Here is a 17,905-nt window from a genome sequence, read left to right as displayed (position 1 = left end):
ATGGAAAAATTAAGCCTATTGTTGTTAAGAACACTTTCGGAGCATGACGGTTTTATGACGAGTAAAGCGGCTGCTGCCGAGTTGGGTGTTAGCAGAAAAACCGTTCGCCGTTATGCAGAAGAAATCAACCAGCATCAAGAACGATACGGTTGTATGATTCAAGCGAAAAAAGGGAGTGGGTTGTATTTACAAATAACGAACGAAGAAGCTTTTCAGCGAAGGAAAGAACAAGCGTCCCACAATGACGACTTTGTTTCTAGAATTATTGAATTCTTTATTCAAGAAGAAACGTATATTAAATCCGAAATGCTTTGCGAACGCTTATTCATTTCTCAGAGTAAGCTATCTCAAGAATTGAAAAAGCTGCGACGGATACTAAGCCATTACCAGCTCTCCATTCAAACGAAGCCGTATTACGGAATGAAACTTAGCGGTAGCGAATTTGACTTGAGACGGTTTATGGCTAGTAATTATTTGCAAAGAACCCATATCAAGCAGTTAGAAGAGGGCACAATCAGCGAAGATACACCGTCGCTTCTTCACCAGCAGATAAAAGCGATCGTTTCGTCGGAGTTTTCGCAAAAAGCCTACCCCATGTCGGAGGCTATTTTGAACAATCTGGTGAATCATTTAGCGATCGCTGTCTTACGCATGCAAAGCGGCCGCTACTTAGATCGAAACCTACCGATCAGCGGCAGGACCAATGATGAGCAGACATTACTAGGAGAGCGAATCATCGCCAGAATTGAAAAAGAGTGTGCTGTACATTTTACCGAATACGAGCGAAATTATGTTTTAGGGCAAATCGTTGGCAAACGAGTAGTCCCTAGAAATGAAAAGATGACTGTTTCAGATGAAGCAGCAGAATTGGTCAGCAAAATTTTAAAAGCGATCAAGGAAAGCCGCCAAATCGATTTCAGCAAAGACTTGGATCTGCAAACGATGTTGATGTTGCACTTTGCTCCGCTGATCGATCGGATCGAATTGGGGATCGAGCTGAAAAATCCTTTGTTGAATGAGGTGAAGGTACACTGTAATGTCGCTTATGATTTAGCCATCATTGCCGGTCAAGTCATTGCAAAGCAATTTGAAAAGACCATCAGTGATCATGAACTCAGCTATTTGGCGATGCACTTTGATGTGGCTTTAAATAAGAAAAATTCGCAAACACAGCGCAAGTATATTTTAGTGGTCAATGACCTCGGCCGAGCGGCCAATACCTTCCTTAAAGAGAAATTTGAGTTTTATTTTCGCAATTATATCAAGAAAGTCACGGTATGCAATCCATATGAATTTTTGCAAATGATCGAAGAGCAGGAGTTCGATTTTATCTTTTCTTCGATTCCACTTCCTTACGAAGGAACGATTCCTGTTATGAATGTTGATTATTTTATGCAACCGGATATGATCAAAAAGATCGAAGCCGCATTGGCCGCTATCTTCACAGAAGAAGTGCTTTTGAACTACTTTAAGGAATCGTTATTCATCTGTGAACAAGAATTTGAAACAAAAGAAGCGGTGTTGCATTTTTTATGCCAACAAATCAAAGAACAGTATTCAATGCCTGAGAATTTTGAAACGTTGGTTTTTGAACGAGAAGCCTTTTTTGGAACCGATTTCTTACCGTCAGTCGCTTTCCCTCATCCCAATGCGCTGATTGGTGCAGAAACGGTGATTGCCGTTGCAAACTTGAAAAAGCCAGTGTTCTGGTACAAACAGACGGTTCGTCTCGTTTTCTTATTAGTGATTGCTGAACAAGATCACTTAAAAGTGAAACCGCTGAATGATCATTTGATCAAACAATGTTCTTCGTTGGATAAAGTAAACAAACTAGCTGCGACAACGGACTTTATGACGTTCATTAATTATTTAAAGGAGTAGTGTATGACAAATGAAAAAGTAACCTTAGAAGGTGCGTATAATTTTCGCGATTTTGGCGGCTATCGGACCAAAGAGGGCAAATACGTAGTGACTGGAAAACTATATCGCTCAGACGAATTGAGCAAATTGACAGAAGCCGATCAGAAAAAATTAGCAGCTCTGGGAATTGAGAAAATTATTGACTACCGCAATGCCCAAGAAAGAGCAGACAATGAAGACAAACCCATTGGGAATGCTCAGATACTTTATTTGACGCCAATTGCTGATATTGCTGCTTTAGCTTCTTCAGAAGAAGGGGAACCAATGGCGCTTTCTGCAGAAAAAATCACCGCCGAAGTTGCAAAAGAATTGATGATTCGGCAAAATTATGAATTTGTTGAAAACAGTCAATGCAAGACCGTTTTCAAAGAAGTATTGGCCATTCATTTGGAAGCTGAAGGTGCAGTGGTTCAGCACTGTCGTGGTGGCAAAGACCGCACCGGGTATGGCGTTGCCCTGATTCAGTTACTGTTGGGTGTCAGTTATGAAGAGGTCATGGAAGATTACCTGCTGACCAACGAGTACAAAAGGGAGAAAAATACCAAGAGTCTCAAGCAGATACAAGAAGAAACGAACAACCCCGATTTTGTGGCAGCAATGCGATACTTCAAAGAAGCTGATCGGTGTTTTTTACAAACCGCTTTGGATTTGATTGAGGCTCATGGGGGGATTGAAACATATGTAAAAGAAGAACTGGGTTTTTCACAGCAGAAAATCCAGCTACTTAAAGATAAATACTTGCGGGATTAAGTGAAGGAGGACCTTATGAATACACTGAAAGATAAAATACTAGCTGCAGCCGTTCAAGTACAAAACAATATTTATATGAAAGCCATTGCCAATGCAATGATGGGCTTAATGCCCGTCATGATGATCAGTTCCATTGCTTCCTTGATCAATGCGATCGACATTGGGGCAACGCAACAGATAATGGAACAAATTGGTTTGAAAGCATTATTAACCCAAGTCAACGCGATGACGATCGATGTCGTTTCCGTTTATGTCGCCTTTCTAGTTGGCTATAAATTAGCCGAGCATTTAAATGCGGATCAACTAAATGCCGGTATCATGAGTTTGGTATCATTTTTGATCTTGAGTCCGATTTCGACTTTAGAAGAAACCCGTACGATGGAGTTGTCGACCCTTGGCTCCGGTGGGATGTTTGTCGCCATGTTTGGCGGTTTGTTGGGTGCCAGAATTTACATTTTATGTGTACAGAAGAATTTGATGATCAAAATGCCGGATTCGGTACCGCCGATCGTCAACAAATCCTTTGCAGCGATCGTGCCAGCAATTATTGTTTCAGCCATTATGGGCATCATTTATGTGGGCATGGCGGCAACTCCTTACGGCACGCTGACAGATATGATCTATACTTGGGTACAAGCTCCATTGACCTTGCTAGGAGCGAATATTTTTGCTTGTATGATCATTGTGGCGTTTATCGAATTTCTTTGGTTCTTTGGCATTCACGGAGTGTTGGCTGTTTATCCGATCTTGATGTTGGTCTTTTACCAACCAGGGCTTGATAATCTGGCGGCGTACAGTGCCGGCCAAGCATTACCACATTTGTTTACGATTGGGTTTATTTTGAACAATCGCGGGGCTCGTTCATTTGCAGTCGCTTTACTGGCTATTTTTGGTTGCAAATCAGAGCAGCTAAAAGCTGTTGGTAAAATTGGATTGATCCCTTCCATGTTTGGTATTTCTGAGCCAATCAAATTTGGGATTCCTCAGGTGATGAATATCAGAATGCTGCTTCCCTTGATGGTAACACCGGCTGTTTCCGTGTTGTCAGCATATCTCTTAACAATTGTCGGCTTTTTGCCTTACCACAATGGAGTCAATATCCCAACTGGATTTCCGATTATTTTCGGTGGCTTCTTAGTGAATGGCTGGCAAGGGATCATTGCACAATTGATCCAATTTGTCTTATGTGTCATCATCTACATCCCTTTTATGCGTCTGCAAGACAAAGCAGCACTAGCTGAAGAAAAGAATCTGCAAACTCAAGCGGCAGTCGTTGAGTAACAAATAACGAGAAAATGGAGGAACAATGATGAAAAAAATAGTATTAGTTTGCGCTGGCGGCATGTCTACTGGCGTCTTAGTAAATAATATGAAAAAAGCAGCGCAAGAAAAAGGAGAAGCGGTGGTGATCGATGCGTTCTCCATTGAATCGGTCACGACTGCAGCAAAAGATGCTGATTGCGTACTGTTAGGACCGCAAGTTTCTTACCGATTAAATGAAGTCCAAGGCTTAGTTGCTTGTCCAGCAGCCAGTATCGACATGCGCACCTATGGCATGATGGATGGAAAAAAAGCATTGGAACAAGCACTTGAACTAATAGGAGAGTAGAATGGAAGAAAAAGAACAAATTTGTTTTCAGATTATCTCGCAAGCGGGTATGGCAAGAAGTTGCTTTTTTGAAAGTATTCAAAAAGGAAGAGAAGCCCAGAATCTGGCTGCACTGCAAGCAATCGAAAAAGGAAAAGAACACTATCATGAAGCCCATTTGGCACATCGGAAGTTAGTTCAACAAGAAGCTCAAGGGGACAAAGTTTGGATGTCCTTACTATTAAGTCATGCGGAAGATCTTTTGATGAGCGCAGACATCATGAGTGAGCTTGCAAAAGAGTTTCAAGGGTTGTATGAAGAAATTCAGGCAATTAAGCAAACGATTCAGTCTACTGGCTTCTAGCCGAAAATCGCAATAAGAAAAAGAAACGAAGTGTCAGTCTTTTGACAATACACTTGGTTTCTTTTTGCTTAAATTTGGCACGCAAGTTGACAGGATTGCTTGAAAGTGTAGGATAGAAGAAAGATGGAACTTTAAATCAAGGCAAGGAGTCGGACGATGAAAGTTTTAAAATCCCATACCGCACTTTTGATCATCAGCAATACGATCACGATCATCCCGTATCTTTATTTCTTATCTTTGAGCAAAGAGCAGTCGCTAAGTGCAACATTAGCCTTTGCGCTCTTTTATACCTTTCGCATGACAGGGGTCTTTTTCTTACAGACGCTTACGGCGCTTTTTGCACCATCATTGTTAGCAGCAAGTGTCTTGATCGGCGGCGCCGGCGCATTGGTAGGTATCTTGAGCATCTGGTGGAGCGTGGCACTCTTGCCAGCTGCTGGTTTGTTGGGGATCAGTGCTTCTTGGCTGCCGCCAGCTGATCTGATGGTACGACAAAAAGCCAAGCTCACTGAACAGCCGCTGAAAAATGATTGGAAGGAGGCGCTGTTCTTTCTTTTTGTTTTACTGTTTGCCTTACGGTTGCCTGATGACCTTCAAGGCGTTGGCCTATTTGGCAGTTATTTTGCACTCTTTGTGCTGGCAGCTAAGAGTAGTCAAACCTTCAACAACCTCCCAAAAAGACCGTTGATGCAGCGCAACCAGTTATTCAACAAGCAGTTTTTGTTGTATTTCTTTTTCTTTCTCTTACTGTTTGGCTTGCGATCAGCCAGGCTGATCAAGTCGAATGCCCTGTTTGAGTGGGCGATTACTGGCTTCTTGTTTCTCTTTGCTTTGCTGCTGATCACTTTAACGAAACGCAGCCGCTCGTGGAAACAGCCGCTTCACTTGAACATCCTCACCTTTATTCGGGGAGTGATCGGTAACTTTCTTTTTCTTTTCGGCTCGGTCTATGTTACCGGTCGATTTGGGGCACAAGCGCTTAGTACTCACGTTTACTTGCCTTATGCACTGGGCCTTTTTGGCGCAATGTTTCTCGGAGGAAAACTCGCACGCTTGCTAGAAAAACAGTTAGTACCGGCGTATTTGCTTGGATTGATGGTTGGTGTTCTTCTATTTAGCAGCGATCTTTTGATCCCAATAAGTTTATTTGTCATTAGTTTCTTTAATGCGGGATTGAATCAATGGCTCACGAAACAGTATTTGGCGGCAAAACCGGAAGCAATTGAACAGCAGAGCTTAGCCAAGTATGCCACACAAAGCAAAGGGAGTCTGGTACATCAATTTCTTTTGATGACACTCCTATTTGTTATTCTTCGTTTTGAACATCAGCCGTTGGCTTTCTTGTTTCAGCTATCAGGAACGACGGCAACGAATCAGACCTCAAGGATCCAAAGCTTTTTAGAGCCAGCAAAATGGGGCTCGATTGCAGGAGTACTCTGTTTGCTAGTAGGTGGACTGGTGGTATTTTATCGGCAACTAAAGAAAACAAAAGTATAAGCGTCGTTAACTGACACTGTCTTATTTCTAGACGGTGTCTTTTTTTTGAAATCGCATAAAAACCGAACATTTATCGTATTATCTTTCTTTATGATAGTGAATTTTATTGCACTATTTTCGAATAGCGTTAAAATAAGAACATCGTGTTAGTGAAAAAGGAACATTAAATGAACGGCTTTTTCCTGACAATGTCTTAGAGAACGGGGGAAATCAAACAAATGGCAACCATTCACTATTTTAAAGGAGATGTTTTCCATACGCCAACTGATGGAAAACTAGAATATATAGAAGAAGCTTTGATTCAAGTCGATGACGCAGGGATCATCGTAAAAGTGACTGCTAAAACAGATCAAGGGTATGAGTCAGAGCTGGCGAAAGCATCAGAGAATCTGCAGGCATTATCTGCAGGCCAGTGTTTTTTACCTGGGTTTGTTGATCTGCATGTCCATGCACCGCAATGGCCGCAAGCAGGAATCGCGTTAGATGAACCGTTAAATGTTTGGTTAGATGAATGCACGTTTCCGCTGGAAGCAAAATATGCCGATCCAGCATTTGCCAAAGCTGTCTATCAAGATTTGGTGGCACAGCTATTGGCAAGAGGAACGACAACGGTTCTTTATTTTGCAACGGTCCATCTAGAAGCGAGCCTTCAATTGGCGAAGACTTGTGCCACTCTTGGTCAACGGGGATTAGTCGGAAAAGTCGTTATGGACGATCCCCAAGCCAATCCTGCTTTTTATCGGGACGCGTCAACAGAAGAGGCGTTAGCGGATACAGAACGTTTTATTCAAGAAGTACAAGCAATCGCAAAGACTGCACCTCAAGGCGTTTATCCTGTGGTTACTCCGCGATTTGTCCCGAGCTGTACCGATGAAGGCTTGGCAGGGTTAGGCGCATTGGCTGAAAAATATGATGTCCATGTTCAGACCCACTGCAGTGAAGGGCAATGGGAACATGACTTTGTTCAAGAGCGATTTGGCAAAACGGATACCGAAGTGCTGCAAGATTTCGGCTTGTTGCGAGAAAAAGCAGTGATGGCTCATGGCAATTTCATCAGCCCAGCTGACGGCGCCCGTTTTGTCGAAACCGGCGCCGCAGTTGCGCACTGTCCCATCTCAAATGCCTACTTTGCCAATGGCGTGATCCCAATCAAGCGCTTGAAAGAACAAGGGGTCACGATTGGTTTAGGAACGGATATCTCCGGCGGTTTTTCACCGAGTTTGTATGACAACATCAAACAAGCTGTGATGTCTTCGAGAATGTTAGAAGATGGCGTGGATGTCACGCTTCCTCAAAACACACGAGGAGTAGCTGATTCTCGTATATCCGTGATCGATGCGTTCTCATTGGCGACAAAAGGCGGCGGTGAGGCACTGAGATTACCAGTAGGTGTCATCAAAGAAGGGTATGCGTTTGATGTGCAAGTGATCGATACGCGACAAAAAGAAAATCCTTTGCCTGACTTCGGTGTGTTTACTTCACCCGAAGCAAGATTACAAAAAATCCTGTACTTAGCAACGATGCAAAATATTCGCCAAGTCTGGGTCCAAGGAAAAAAAGTACACGAAAAATGAGGAGAATGAGACAGTGGAATCAACGAAAAACAAACATTTAACGATCGGAATGAACGAAGACATTCCCTTTGGTCAAGCAGTACTTTTAGGATTACAGCATGTGTTGGCAATGGACGTGTATGTGCCGCCATTTATTATCGCAACCGCGGTGGCGATGTCCTCTTCAGACGCATCAGGTTTGATCCAATCGACCTTTTTAGGAGCAGGGATCGCTTCTTTGATCCAAGTCCTCTTTTTCTTGAAATTACCCGTATGTCAAGGACCATCCTTTGTACCCGTTGGAGCGATCATCGGTATTTATTTTGGTGCCAACGGCATGGACACGGTGTTAGGTGCCAGCATTGTTGGTGCCGCAGCAGTCATTTTACTAGGTTTTACTGGAATCTATAAGTATATCGTTCGTCATTTTATTCCTACGATCGTCAGTGGAACGATCATCATGATCGTTGGTTTGACGCTGTTGCCAACGGCCTTTACTAGCAATATCTATCCTGCCACTGAAACACTAAGTGCCAATCAAAACATGTTGTTGGCTGCGATTACTGCGGCGATTTTGATCTTGTTTTCCATGTTAGGCGATTATTTTCCAGGAATGGGAAAATACTTCCGAATCAGTTCGGTCATTATTGCTTTGGTTATCGGTACCGTGATTGCTTCCTTTATGGGAGGCGTTGATTTTCAGTCGGTGGCGGATGCTTCTTTCTTTAGCCTGCCAAAACTGGTATTTCTAAACTATGGCCTGCATTTTGATGTTTCAGCGATCTTAACGATGCTAGTGATCTATATGGTTCTCCTAGCAGAAACAACAGGAACTTGGTACGCGGTCAGTTCTGTGACAGAAGAACCTGTTACGGATGAACAGATCAATAAAGGCGTGATCGGTGAAGGGTTAGGCTGCTTGGTTGCCGCCTTAGTTGGAACGACACCTGTAACTGGTTATTCTACCAATGCAGGGATCATTTCGATCACCGGGGTTGCTAGTAAAAAAGTCTTTGTGATGGCGTCCGTCTGGTTTATCCTATTGTCCTTCATGGGAAAACTTTCAGCCTTGATTCACGCAGTACCTTCTGCTGTCATCGGCGGCGTGTTCGCGGTCGTCTGTGTCATTATTTTGTTGAGCGGCTTTCGGGTCATTAAGAATGAAGAGTTTTCCGAGCGTGAGTTGTATATTATCGGGGTACCATTGATTATTGCCATCGGCTTGTTGTTTATGCCAGCAGAAATCAAAGAATCTGCGCCTCAATTCTTACAATATTTATTAGATTCACCGATTGCTTTAAGCGCTATTGCGGCGATCGTCATGAATAAATTGATCCCAGTGAAGAAAAAATAGGAAGTAAATGAGGAATGAGACCTTGTCTCGTTCCTTCTTTTGTTACAAATCTGTGTAAAAAGAGGGTTTTTTGTAATATAGGAAAGGTTTTCTAAGGTTAACTGGTTTACCTAGAAACAAAATAACTGTAATGTTAAAAATTACAGCAGAGAAAAGCTTGATATGATAGTCTTTTTCAATTCTTACGAAACGTAAGGCAACTGTCGTTTTCGTAATCATCTGTAATGATTTCTTTACCTATGAAATATTCTTCGGTGTTAGACTTGTTTATGCGCTTGAGTCATCTCAAATGACGCAAAATGAGTTTCAAAGAAGGAGATTTAATTATATGAAGTCTTTAAAAACTGTTTTACTTAGTACAGCTGTCCTTGCCGGTTTCGGCCTTTTCTTAGGTGGGAAAGACGCCTTTGCAGACGAACAATACACTGTTCAATCTGGTGATACATTATCAACAATCGCTACTAACTTTTACGGTTATAGCTCTGATGATACGATCAATGCGATCGTTGAAGCAAACGAGATTGCTGATAAAAACTTGATTTTTGTTGGGGAAGCATTGATCATCCCTACAGATGGCACTGCCACTTATACAGAATCTGCAAACACGACTGCTGCAGCAAGTGTACAACAACCAAGTGAACCAGCAGCTTCACAATCAAGCAACACACAATCTGCTGCTGCAAGCACACAAAGCAGCTCAAGCTACAGCTCTTCAGCTAGCGGCTCAGAAGCTTCAGCAAAAGAATGGATCGCAAACAAAGAATCTGGTGGTTCTTACACAGCGACAAACGGACAATACTACGGCCGTTACCAATTAACCAACTCTTACTTAAATGGTGACTATTCAGCTGCTAACCAAGAAAAGGTTGCCGATGAATATGTTGCATCACGTTATGGTTCTTGGTCTGCTGCCAAAGCATTCTGGGAAGCAAATGGTTGGTACTAAGATTCTAAAATGAATCTTGTCCATGACATCTAGTAATCAATTGCCCTTATTGGCGAGTACATCTTACTCGCTGATAAGGGTTTTTTTGTATCTTCTGAGAGAGATGAATGAATGTAACGCCGCATGCAACTCTCAAGAGTCATTTTCAGGCAACATGCCATTGATAAAAAATCCCTTTTTACACGGCAACCATGTATAATAGTAGGAAATAGAGCAGAAAGCGATTCAATCTGTCAAAATTGAGACAGAAAATGACGGTTTTGATAGTAGAAAGTGAGGGAAACACAATGAGTACATCGATTGAAGAAAAAATTGCACAAAAAATGCAGCGATTTCAAGCATTTGGGGAAGGCTTGCCGGGAGCCAAAGTCTATTACCGCGAAGATTGGGATGCAATCTACTTTGATTTAGTAGGAAAACAGTTTGGGATCATGAGTCCGCAAGCAGAAGAAACAGCATTTTTGACTTTGAAAAATCTGCCCGAGGTCAACGAAACGCTGCGAGAGCAATTTCCTGACGTCATCATTCCGGGGTATTATGCCAATAAGACCCATTGGAATACCATCAAGTTGGCATCTGATGCCTTGATGGAAGAAAACATCGAACAAATGATTTTGGTTTCCTACGATCTAGTCAAACAAAAACTGACAAAAAAACAAAAAAGTGAGCTGGAAAACAGCGAATCGTAAGTCAAAGATTTAGCGCCAGAAAATAAGGAAGACCCTCTTGAGGATCATCATAATCCCTTTATTATTCGTTATTTTCGCCAACATTTATGCAATATTTTCAAAGAGCTTTCATGAAAGCTCTTTTTGTTTTATTTGTTCGCTTGTTTCTAGTCGTGATCCATGGTAAATTGTTGTGCAACCGAAATTTTTTGGCAGTCTTTTCTGCTAAACACAAAGGAGTGGTACGTATATGGATCTGGTCTTACGCCATGTCAAAAAGTACAAAGCGGCAACCAGCATTGCCTTATTATCGGTCATTTTAATGGTCGTTGCTGCATTATGGCAGCCAAAGCTCTTGCAGCAAGTGCTAGAATCAATTATTACCGAAAACAATGATGAAATGAAAAAAATTGGTGTGCAGTTGATTGGGCTAGCATTGCTAGGCCTTGTTGCAGGGATCATCAACACGGTTTTTTCTGCGAAAGTGGCGCAAGGCGTTAGTGCCGATATTCGGGAAGAGATGTTTCGGAAAATCCAGACATTCTCATTTGGAAATATCGAAACCTTCTCAGCGGGAAATCTTGTGGTGCGCTTGACCAATGACATCACGCAAATTCAAAACTTAGTGATGATCTCGCTACAATCGTTGTTTCGGATCCCGTTCTTATTTATCGGTGCCTTCATTTTGGCGATGACAACCATGCCGCAACTGTGGTGGATCATCGTCTTACTGATTATCGCTGTCCTAGTGATTACGGCACTATCCTTTACACGGATGGGCAAACACTTTATGATCATCCAGAACTTGATCGACAAAATCAATGGGATTGCCAAAGAAAATTTGATGGGGATTCGTGTGGTGAAATCTTTTGTTCAAGAAGACAACCAACTGCAAGGCTTTTCTAAAGTCAGTGAAACGTTAACGAAGCATAATATTATTGTAGGAACCCTGTTCTCTGTAATGATCCCCTCCTTTATGCTGGCGGCCAACTTAGCAGTGGTCGGCGCGATTTTCTTTGTCAGTGATCTAGCGAAAGATGACCCAACTTTGATTGGGGGAATTGCCTCATTCATGAATTATTTGATGCAAATTATGATGGCGATCATTATCGGCGGCATGATGATGATGATGACTTCACGGGCTGCAGTTTCGCTAAAACGGATCAAAGAGATTCTAGATACCGAACCGGATCTGCAATACCAAGATGTCCCAGAACAAGAATTGTCTGGAAGTGTCGCTTTTGAAAACGTCAGCTTCCGTTACCCTGGGGATGAAAAAAATGCCCTAACGGCTATCAGTTTTACCATCAAACCTGGCGAAATGATTGGGATCGTAGGAGCGACTGGTGCCGGCAAATCAACACTGGTGCAACTGATTCCCCGTTTGTTTGACCCAACAGAAGGTGTCGTGCGGGTTGGCGGTGTTGACTTGAAAGAAGTCAATGAACAAAGCTTGCGTAAAACGGTCGCTTTTGTCTTGCAAAAAGCGATCCTCTTTTCAGGAACGATTGCCCAAAACTTACGGCAAGGGAAAAAAGATGCCTCAGAGTCTGAGATGTCTCGCGCAACAGAAATCGCTCAAGCCAGCGAATTTATTCAAAAATTGACAGCGGGTTTTGAAGCGCCGGTCTCCGAGCGCAGCAGCAATTTTTCTGGAGGACAAAAGCAACGCTTATCGATTTCTCGAGGCGTGATCGGTGAACCGAAAATTTTGATTTTGGATGATAGTACGAGTGCATTAGATGCTCGTTCGGAAAAATTGGTTCGCGAAGCGTTTGAAAAACAATTAAAAGACACGACAACAATCATTATCGCGCAAAAGATTGCCTCTGTTGTGAAAGCCGACCGCATCTTCGTTTTAGATAATGGACGTTTGGTTGGTGAAGGAAGCCATGAATTTTTAGCCAATAACAATGCCATCTATCAAGAAATCTTCGCAACACAGAAAGGAGAGGAGTAACCATGACAGATTTGTTCAAAGCGAGTAAATTTTTCTACCATTACTTAAAACAATACAAGTGGTCGTTTCTATTCATTTTTGTGACGGTGATTCTGGCAACGTATCTGCAAGTACAAGCGCCAGTCTTTATCGGAGAAGCGTTCCAGGAATTGGCGAATTATGTTGGCGGTTTGATGCAAGGGGTCGATGATAAATCGGCTTTTCTATCGATCATTTGGAAACTGTTGATTTTTTATGTCTTAGCCAGTGCAGCTAATTTTGTCTATAGTATCTTGTTCACGCAAGTGGTGGGGAAATCAACCAACAGAATGCGGATCGGTTTATTTAATAAACTGGAAAAATTGACGATCAAATTCTTTGATTCTCATCAAGACGGTGATATTTTGAGCCGTTTCACCAGTGACTTGGATAACATCCAAAACAGTCTGAACCAAGCATTGTTGCAAGTGCTGACCAATGTAGTCTTAATGGTGGGGATCTTGATCATGATGTTCCGTCAAAACGTTGAATTGGCATGGGCAACGATTGCTTCTACCCCGATTGCGGTGTTGATCGCGGTGATCGTGATCCAAAAAGCCCGCAAATATGTCGATCTGCAGCAAGATGAAGTCGGAAAATTAAACGGCTATATCGATGAAAAAATCAGTGGTCAACGAATCATCATCACCAATGGACTGCAAGAAGAAACCATCGATGGTTTTCTGGTCCACAACCAACAAGTCCGGGAAGCTACCTACAAAGGGCAAGTCTACTCTGGGCTGCTTTTCCCCTTGATGCAAGGGATGTCCTTGTTGAACACGGCAATCGTGATTTTCTTTGGTGGCTGGTTAGCATTGAACGGTGACTTAGAACGTTCCGTTGCTTTAGGATTAGTTGTGACCTTTGTCCAGTATTCGCAGCAGTATTACCAACCATTGATGCAGATCTCTTCTGGTTACAGCATGATTCAGTTGGCGATCACCGGTGCGCGCAGAATCAATGAAATGTTTGATGAACCTGATGAGGTCAAACCAAAAGACGGGATCAAAGTGAAGGGCATCAAAGAGGCGGTTGCTTTGAATCATGTGGACTTTGGGTATGACAGTCAAAAATTGGTCCTAAAAGATGTGTCGATCACGGTCAACAAAGGCGAAATGGTCGCATTGGTCGGACCGACTGGTTCAGGAAAAACGACCATCATGAACTTGTTGAATCGCTTCTATGATGTGAATGGTGGTTCTGTGACCTTTGACGGCATCGACATCCGGGAGCTAGACTTGGATCTGCTGCGTTCTCAAGTGGGAATCGTTTTGCAAGAATCCGTGCTGTTCTCAGGGACGATTCGTGAAAACATTGCTTTTGGGAAACCAGAAGCGACTGAAGCCGAAGTCATTGCAGCAGCGAAACAAGCCAATATCCATGAGTTTGTTATGACGTTGGAAAAAGGCTATGACACGGAGATCACCGAAGAGAACAATCTTTTCAGTACTGGTCAAAAACAATTGATGAGTATTGCCCGAACGATTTTGACCAATCCAGAATTGTTGATTTTGGATGAAGCCACCAGTAATGTTGATACCGTGACCGAAGCGAAAATTCAACGAGCAATGGATGAAGCAATCAAAGGACGAACCAGTTTTGTGATCGCCCATCGCTTGAAGACGATTTTGAATGCCGATCGCATCGTTGTCTTAAAGGACGGCGAAGTCATTGAAGAAGGCAATCACCATCAATTGGTGGCGGCTGACGGCTTTTATGCGGAACTGTATCACAATCAATTCGTTTTTGAATAAGCGCAAACCAACGTAAAATCATCAAGAAGACACTAGCAGGACAGCCCGCTGATTTCGTCAACCAATCGACGAGACAGCGAGCTGTTTTTTTTAGGTTAAAGTAAGCACTTCTTATGACGACAATGTCTATGAGCAGTTAGTGGTATAAGGGGGCCGTTGTTCTGATTACCAAAAAAGACCAGCCTGAAGCATGGTCTTCTTTGGCTGTTTAGTGATACGCAGCGGTTTGAGCTAACCACTCAATAAAATGGTCAGGCTGTTGCGTATCCTGTGCCACGATATTCCACTGCTGGTTTTTGCAGCGAGTGCATTGATGCAGCAGCTGATAGCCTTTTTTGGAATGTTGGCGATAATCGATGGGTCGCATCAGGCCATGGCAAGTATTTTGACGATCACCTGGGCGAATATCCACGTGTAACGAGTAGAGACACTGGGGACAATGGTTGCGGTAAGAACCATTGGTCAAGGGTGCCACAGGCGTACTGCAGTTTTTACAAACAAAGGTCGTATTTTCACCTTTTCTCATTTTGCTTTCCTCCAAAAGAATGATTTCTTTTGAGAGAAAAGGGTTCCGTTCGTTCTTCATCAGGCTTCTTTGGCTAGGGACACATTCACCGTCCGTAACGATTACTTCTGCTTCCAGCTTCATGCGATTTCGCAATCCGTACCACGCTTAGTTTTTTCGTTTTGTGCTAAGCACTGTGTTGCGGCAGCCCACAACCCAGCAGTAAGTGTAGTCCAAAGTCACTGTCATTGGCGTCGTCCCCTAGAAAGCAATTGAGGAATGCTTTTTCATAGAGTCCCTCCTATGTGTTTATGAGGGGATTATAGCAGAAATAGAGTTGGAATTCTATGACAGAGAAAACCTGATCGTAATTTATCTCCTTTTTTATCTTTAAAAACAACAAAATTTAGATTATAATGCTATTTTATGACAAAATGTTCGTATGTAGGTTTCGCTCAATTTTATTTTGGTCACTGAAGAAGAGACACGGAATCACAAAATGGAGGAAGGATGACCTAACGAAAGGAGAACAAAAATGTTTGGTACGAACAAGAAATCTGAAAATTCGAATGGCACACAAGGCAAGAAACGAAAAAAGCGTTTGACTGTAGAAGACCTGATCAACCAGTATATTGTAGAAAAAGAGGTTCATGAATTGAGTGAGGAACTGTCTGTTCAGATCTTTAATGACTTATCTGCACACCGAATACATTTCATGGAGATCCCCAACCTTAGTTACAAAAATCTCGGAGCAGCTATCCAAATCGACCAAAACTGGATTAAAATCAAGCAACAAGATACGATCATCAAACAACAGGCACAGATCATTCAGCTTTTGAAAGAAACACGATAGAAGAAAAGTATTTTTTTCTATTGAAAAACCGAAGAACGAGCTGAGCGTTTTTCCTTGAATAGGAGGGCCGTTAGCTGGTTCTTCGGTTCTTTGTTGACGATGAAAGATTAATAATACTCCCCGTGGCGATAGTCCCATGAGTTGAAGTGATCAGAAAGGTACATTTGGATTTTTTCAACATCGAGTCCTTTACGGATCAAGACAGGTGCGGGAGTGATGGAGCGTTGGTCTCCTTGCTCTGGAATCAAGTTACCGTCTTTATCAACGAAAGAAACCATGACTCCTTGTTCGTAGCGGGTTTCCAGCGTTTTGTCTGGTTGGATCGATGCAACATAGTCGTTGCCTTCAATGATTAGATCGGCTTCTTGCGCGATTTGTTCGCCGATCCCTTCAACAAGTCCGCGGTTTCCTTTGCCTGAAGGGTTCGCTGAGCTGGCGAAAAGCAATTTCTTTTTTTGATCCCAAAGTTCTTTTGAGATCTGCTCACCAGGGACACCGAATTTGATCACGAAACAGCTGGTTCCCCGAACGTCCGTCATCAATTCTTCTGAACCATCTTTTGGGATATAGGCTTTTCCTGATTCTTTCCAAGGCAAAATCGCACCGAATAACACGTCATTGTTCCAACACGTTTCATAAACGGCGGCGGTTTCCGCATTTAATTCGGCTAATTCATGTAGCTGCTCCAATGAGCTGCAAAGAACGACACCTGGTTTGTTACGCTTGCGATTCTTTGCTGAAAACTTGCGTTCCAGCCCTTTTTTATCAGAGACGGCAATGATATAGCCGACTTTGGTTGGGCAGACGATCACTTTGCCTTCTTCATTCAAATAGTTGATCGCTCGTTGGTTTGGTTCTCCTGTCCATGGGACTTGTTTTGCTTCATTCACTCTCTTCATCCTCCCTGTCTTCCAATGAATCGCCGTTATGAAAAATATAACGGAATATTCTGAAAATTCTGATTGAATATGGTTACCCTTGATGATAAGGGAATCAATCCGCGTAGTCAAGGGGATTTACACCAGAATGTAAAAAGAGTGGAATAGAAAGATCGAATATGCATCACTTGAGAATAGAGTGAATGATTGACAGCAATACTATTTTTTTCCGCTTTGTATGAAAAAATTGACTGTTTTTTATGTTATTTATATGGGAAGATAGGCTTATAGATAGAAGAATGCAATCAAATTGATAGTTTCTTTGAAAAAAAGAAAGAGGAGTATCATGAGTGAAAAGAAAAAAATACGCAAGCTTTTGCTGGCATCGATTGTCGCTGGGAGTATCTATGGCGGCGGTGCCTTGCTTTTTGGGTTACTGGTCAGTTATAACGTCCTCTTGTTAGATGGTGTTTATACATTGATTGGTGCAGTGATGTCACTGATTGCTTTGTATGTGGCAAAATATATCCAAGCCCAAGACTTTGAACGTTTCCCATTCGGCAAAGAAGCGTTGATGCCGTTGGTTGTTTTTATTCAATATAGTATCATCTTGCTGATCTCAATTTATGGAGTCATTGAATCTGCTTTTAGTTTATTACACGTCAGTGATGGCATGATTGATCCAATCGGTTTGTATTTCTCGCTGATTGGTACGATCTACTGTTTCTCTTTTTACTTGTACTTAAAAAAGAAACCACTGACTCATCCCTTTTACTGGGTAGAACTAGAACAATGGCGTTTCGGCTTTTTCTTTAGTCTGGGTGTCGTCGGTTCATTTCTTGTGTCATGGCTGATTCAAGCCAGTCCCTATGGAAATTTCGCGATGTATGTCGACCCAATCATCTCCATCGGGATCACCTTGTTCTTTATTCAGCTTTCGATTAAAGAGTTGAAAGCGGCCATTCTGGAATTGACTTCTTCAACTCCGAAAGAAGAACTACGAGAGTCCATCATGACGATCGTTGAAAAAGAACTGCGCGCAGAAGAAGTGGTGGACTTTGTGTTACGTACCGCCAAAGTCGGCAATCAAGTCATTGTGGAATTAGATGTGGTGATTTTACCTGCAACACCTCTCGATACAGTTGGGCGGCAAGATCCCTTGCGAGAACGATTGAATCAAGCAATCAGCCAACAGATTTCCGGTTATTCCCTCTGGCTAAACATAAATTTTGTCGGTGACATCAAATGGGCGTATAGTGAGGAGTAAGAATGGCTGCAAAGCGGCTTGAATAAACCG

At 42.5% G+C, this 17,905-nt stretch carries 16 protein-coding genes; 14 read left to right on the top strand and 2 right to left on the bottom strand.

Features of this window, described 5'->3' with window-relative positions; all coding sequences use genetic code 11:
• From IGK85_RS12955 to IGK85_RS12900, 12 genes are all read left to right on the top strand, one after another.
• Positions 1-1,881 (top strand): BglG family transcription antiterminator, encoded by a 1,881-nt coding sequence (locus IGK85_RS12955; RefSeq protein WP_008380626.1) that lies wholly within the window; start codon positions 1-3, stop codon positions 1,879-1,881.
• Between the two features lie 3 nt (positions 1,882-1,884).
• On the top strand, positions 1,885-2,670 hold the full coding sequence (locus tag IGK85_RS12950) for a tyrosine-protein phosphatase (RefSeq protein ID WP_008380628.1): 786 nt from the start codon (positions 1,885-1,887) through the stop codon (positions 2,668-2,670).
• Positions 2,671-2,685: 15 nt separating this feature from the next.
• Positions 2,686-3,951, top strand: coding sequence for a PTS sugar transporter subunit IIC (locus IGK85_RS12945; protein WP_008380631.1), 1,266 nt, complete (start codon positions 2,686-2,688; stop codon positions 3,949-3,951).
• A 28-nt stretch (positions 3,952-3,979) separates the two neighbouring features.
• A complete protein-coding gene (locus tag IGK85_RS12940) occupies positions 3,980-4,279 on the top strand; it encodes a PTS sugar transporter subunit IIB (protein ID WP_008380633.1) in 300 nt (99 codons plus the stop codon).
• A 1-nt stretch (position 4,280) separates the two neighbouring features.
• Entirely contained in the window at positions 4,281-4,622 is a 342-nt protein-coding gene (locus tag IGK85_RS12935; RefSeq protein ID WP_005234093.1) for a PTS lactose/cellobiose transporter subunit IIA, read from the top strand.
• A gap of 156 nt (positions 4,623-4,778) precedes the next feature.
• Positions 4,779-6,119, top strand: coding sequence for a hypothetical protein (locus tag IGK85_RS12930; RefSeq protein WP_008380635.1), 1,341 nt, complete (start codon positions 4,779-4,781; stop codon positions 6,117-6,119).
• A gap of 218 nt (positions 6,120-6,337) precedes the next feature.
• Positions 6,338-7,693 carry a guanine deaminase gene (guaD, locus tag IGK85_RS12925; RefSeq protein WP_005234095.1) on the top strand — a complete coding sequence of 452 codons (1,356 nt, stop codon included), beginning with the start codon at positions 6,338-6,340 and terminating at the stop codon, positions 7,691-7,693.
• Positions 7,694-7,742: 49 nt separating this feature from the next.
• Positions 7,743-9,026 carry a uracil-xanthine permease family protein gene (locus IGK85_RS12920; protein WP_016612741.1) on the top strand — a complete coding sequence of 428 codons (1,284 nt, stop codon included), beginning with the start codon at positions 7,743-7,745 and terminating at the stop codon, positions 9,024-9,026.
• A 328-nt stretch (positions 9,027-9,354) separates the two neighbouring features.
• Complete coding sequence (locus tag IGK85_RS12915) at positions 9,355-9,972, top strand: LysM peptidoglycan-binding domain-containing protein (RefSeq protein ID WP_008380639.1); 618 nt, start codon at positions 9,355-9,357, stop codon at positions 9,970-9,972.
• A gap of 287 nt (positions 9,973-10,259) precedes the next feature.
• The gene (locus IGK85_RS12910) at positions 10,260-10,661 is read left to right on the top strand and encodes an MmcQ/YjbR family DNA-binding protein (RefSeq protein ID WP_008380641.1); all 402 of its coding nucleotides are present in this window, start codon (positions 10,260-10,262) and stop codon (positions 10,659-10,661) included.
• 229 nt (positions 10,662-10,890) lie between these two features.
• Complete coding sequence (locus IGK85_RS12905; protein ID WP_008380642.1) at positions 10,891-12,600, top strand: ABC transporter ATP-binding protein; 1,710 nt, start codon at positions 10,891-10,893, stop codon at positions 12,598-12,600.
• A 2-nt stretch (positions 12,601-12,602) separates the two neighbouring features.
• Positions 12,603-14,372 carry an ABC transporter ATP-binding protein gene (locus IGK85_RS12900; protein WP_005234100.1) on the top strand — a complete coding sequence of 590 codons (1,770 nt, stop codon included), beginning with the start codon at positions 12,603-12,605 and terminating at the stop codon, positions 14,370-14,372.
• A gap of 208 nt (positions 14,373-14,580) precedes the next feature.
• Here IGK85_RS12900 and IGK85_RS12895 read toward each other — a convergent pair whose 3' ends face one another.
• Positions 14,581-14,898 carry an RNHCP domain-containing protein gene (locus tag IGK85_RS12895; RefSeq protein ID WP_008380645.1) on the bottom strand — a complete coding sequence of 106 codons (318 nt, stop codon included), beginning with the start codon at positions 14,896-14,898 and terminating at the stop codon, positions 14,581-14,583.
• Between the two features lie 514 nt (positions 14,899-15,412).
• Here IGK85_RS12895 and IGK85_RS12890 point away from each other — a divergent pair.
• A complete protein-coding gene (locus IGK85_RS12890) occupies positions 15,413-15,730 on the top strand; it encodes a hypothetical protein (RefSeq protein ID WP_008380648.1) in 318 nt (105 codons plus the stop codon).
• Positions 15,731-15,837: 107 nt separating this feature from the next.
• On the opposite strand, the gene IGK85_RS12885 is transcribed toward IGK85_RS12890, so the two are convergent.
• Positions 15,838-16,629, bottom strand: coding sequence for an L-threonylcarbamoyladenylate synthase (locus IGK85_RS12885; RefSeq protein WP_005234103.1), 792 nt, complete (start codon positions 16,627-16,629; stop codon positions 15,838-15,840).
• Positions 16,630-16,954: 325 nt separating this feature from the next.
• Here IGK85_RS12885 and IGK85_RS12880 point away from each other — a divergent pair, with 325 nt between their 5' ends.
• On the top strand, positions 16,955-17,875 hold the full coding sequence (locus IGK85_RS12880) for a cation transporter (protein WP_008380653.1): 921 nt from the start codon (positions 16,955-16,957) through the stop codon (positions 17,873-17,875).
• Positions 17,876-17,905: the final 30 nt, after the last annotated feature.

The organism is Enterococcus sp. AZ015 (assembly GCF_050499225.1).
GTDB lineage: Bacteria > Bacillota > Bacilli > Lactobacillales > Enterococcaceae > Enterococcus_D > Enterococcus_D entomosocium.
The sequence above is the reverse complement of the archived record's forward strand: the minus strand, read 5'-3'. Positions and strand labels throughout refer to the sequence as shown.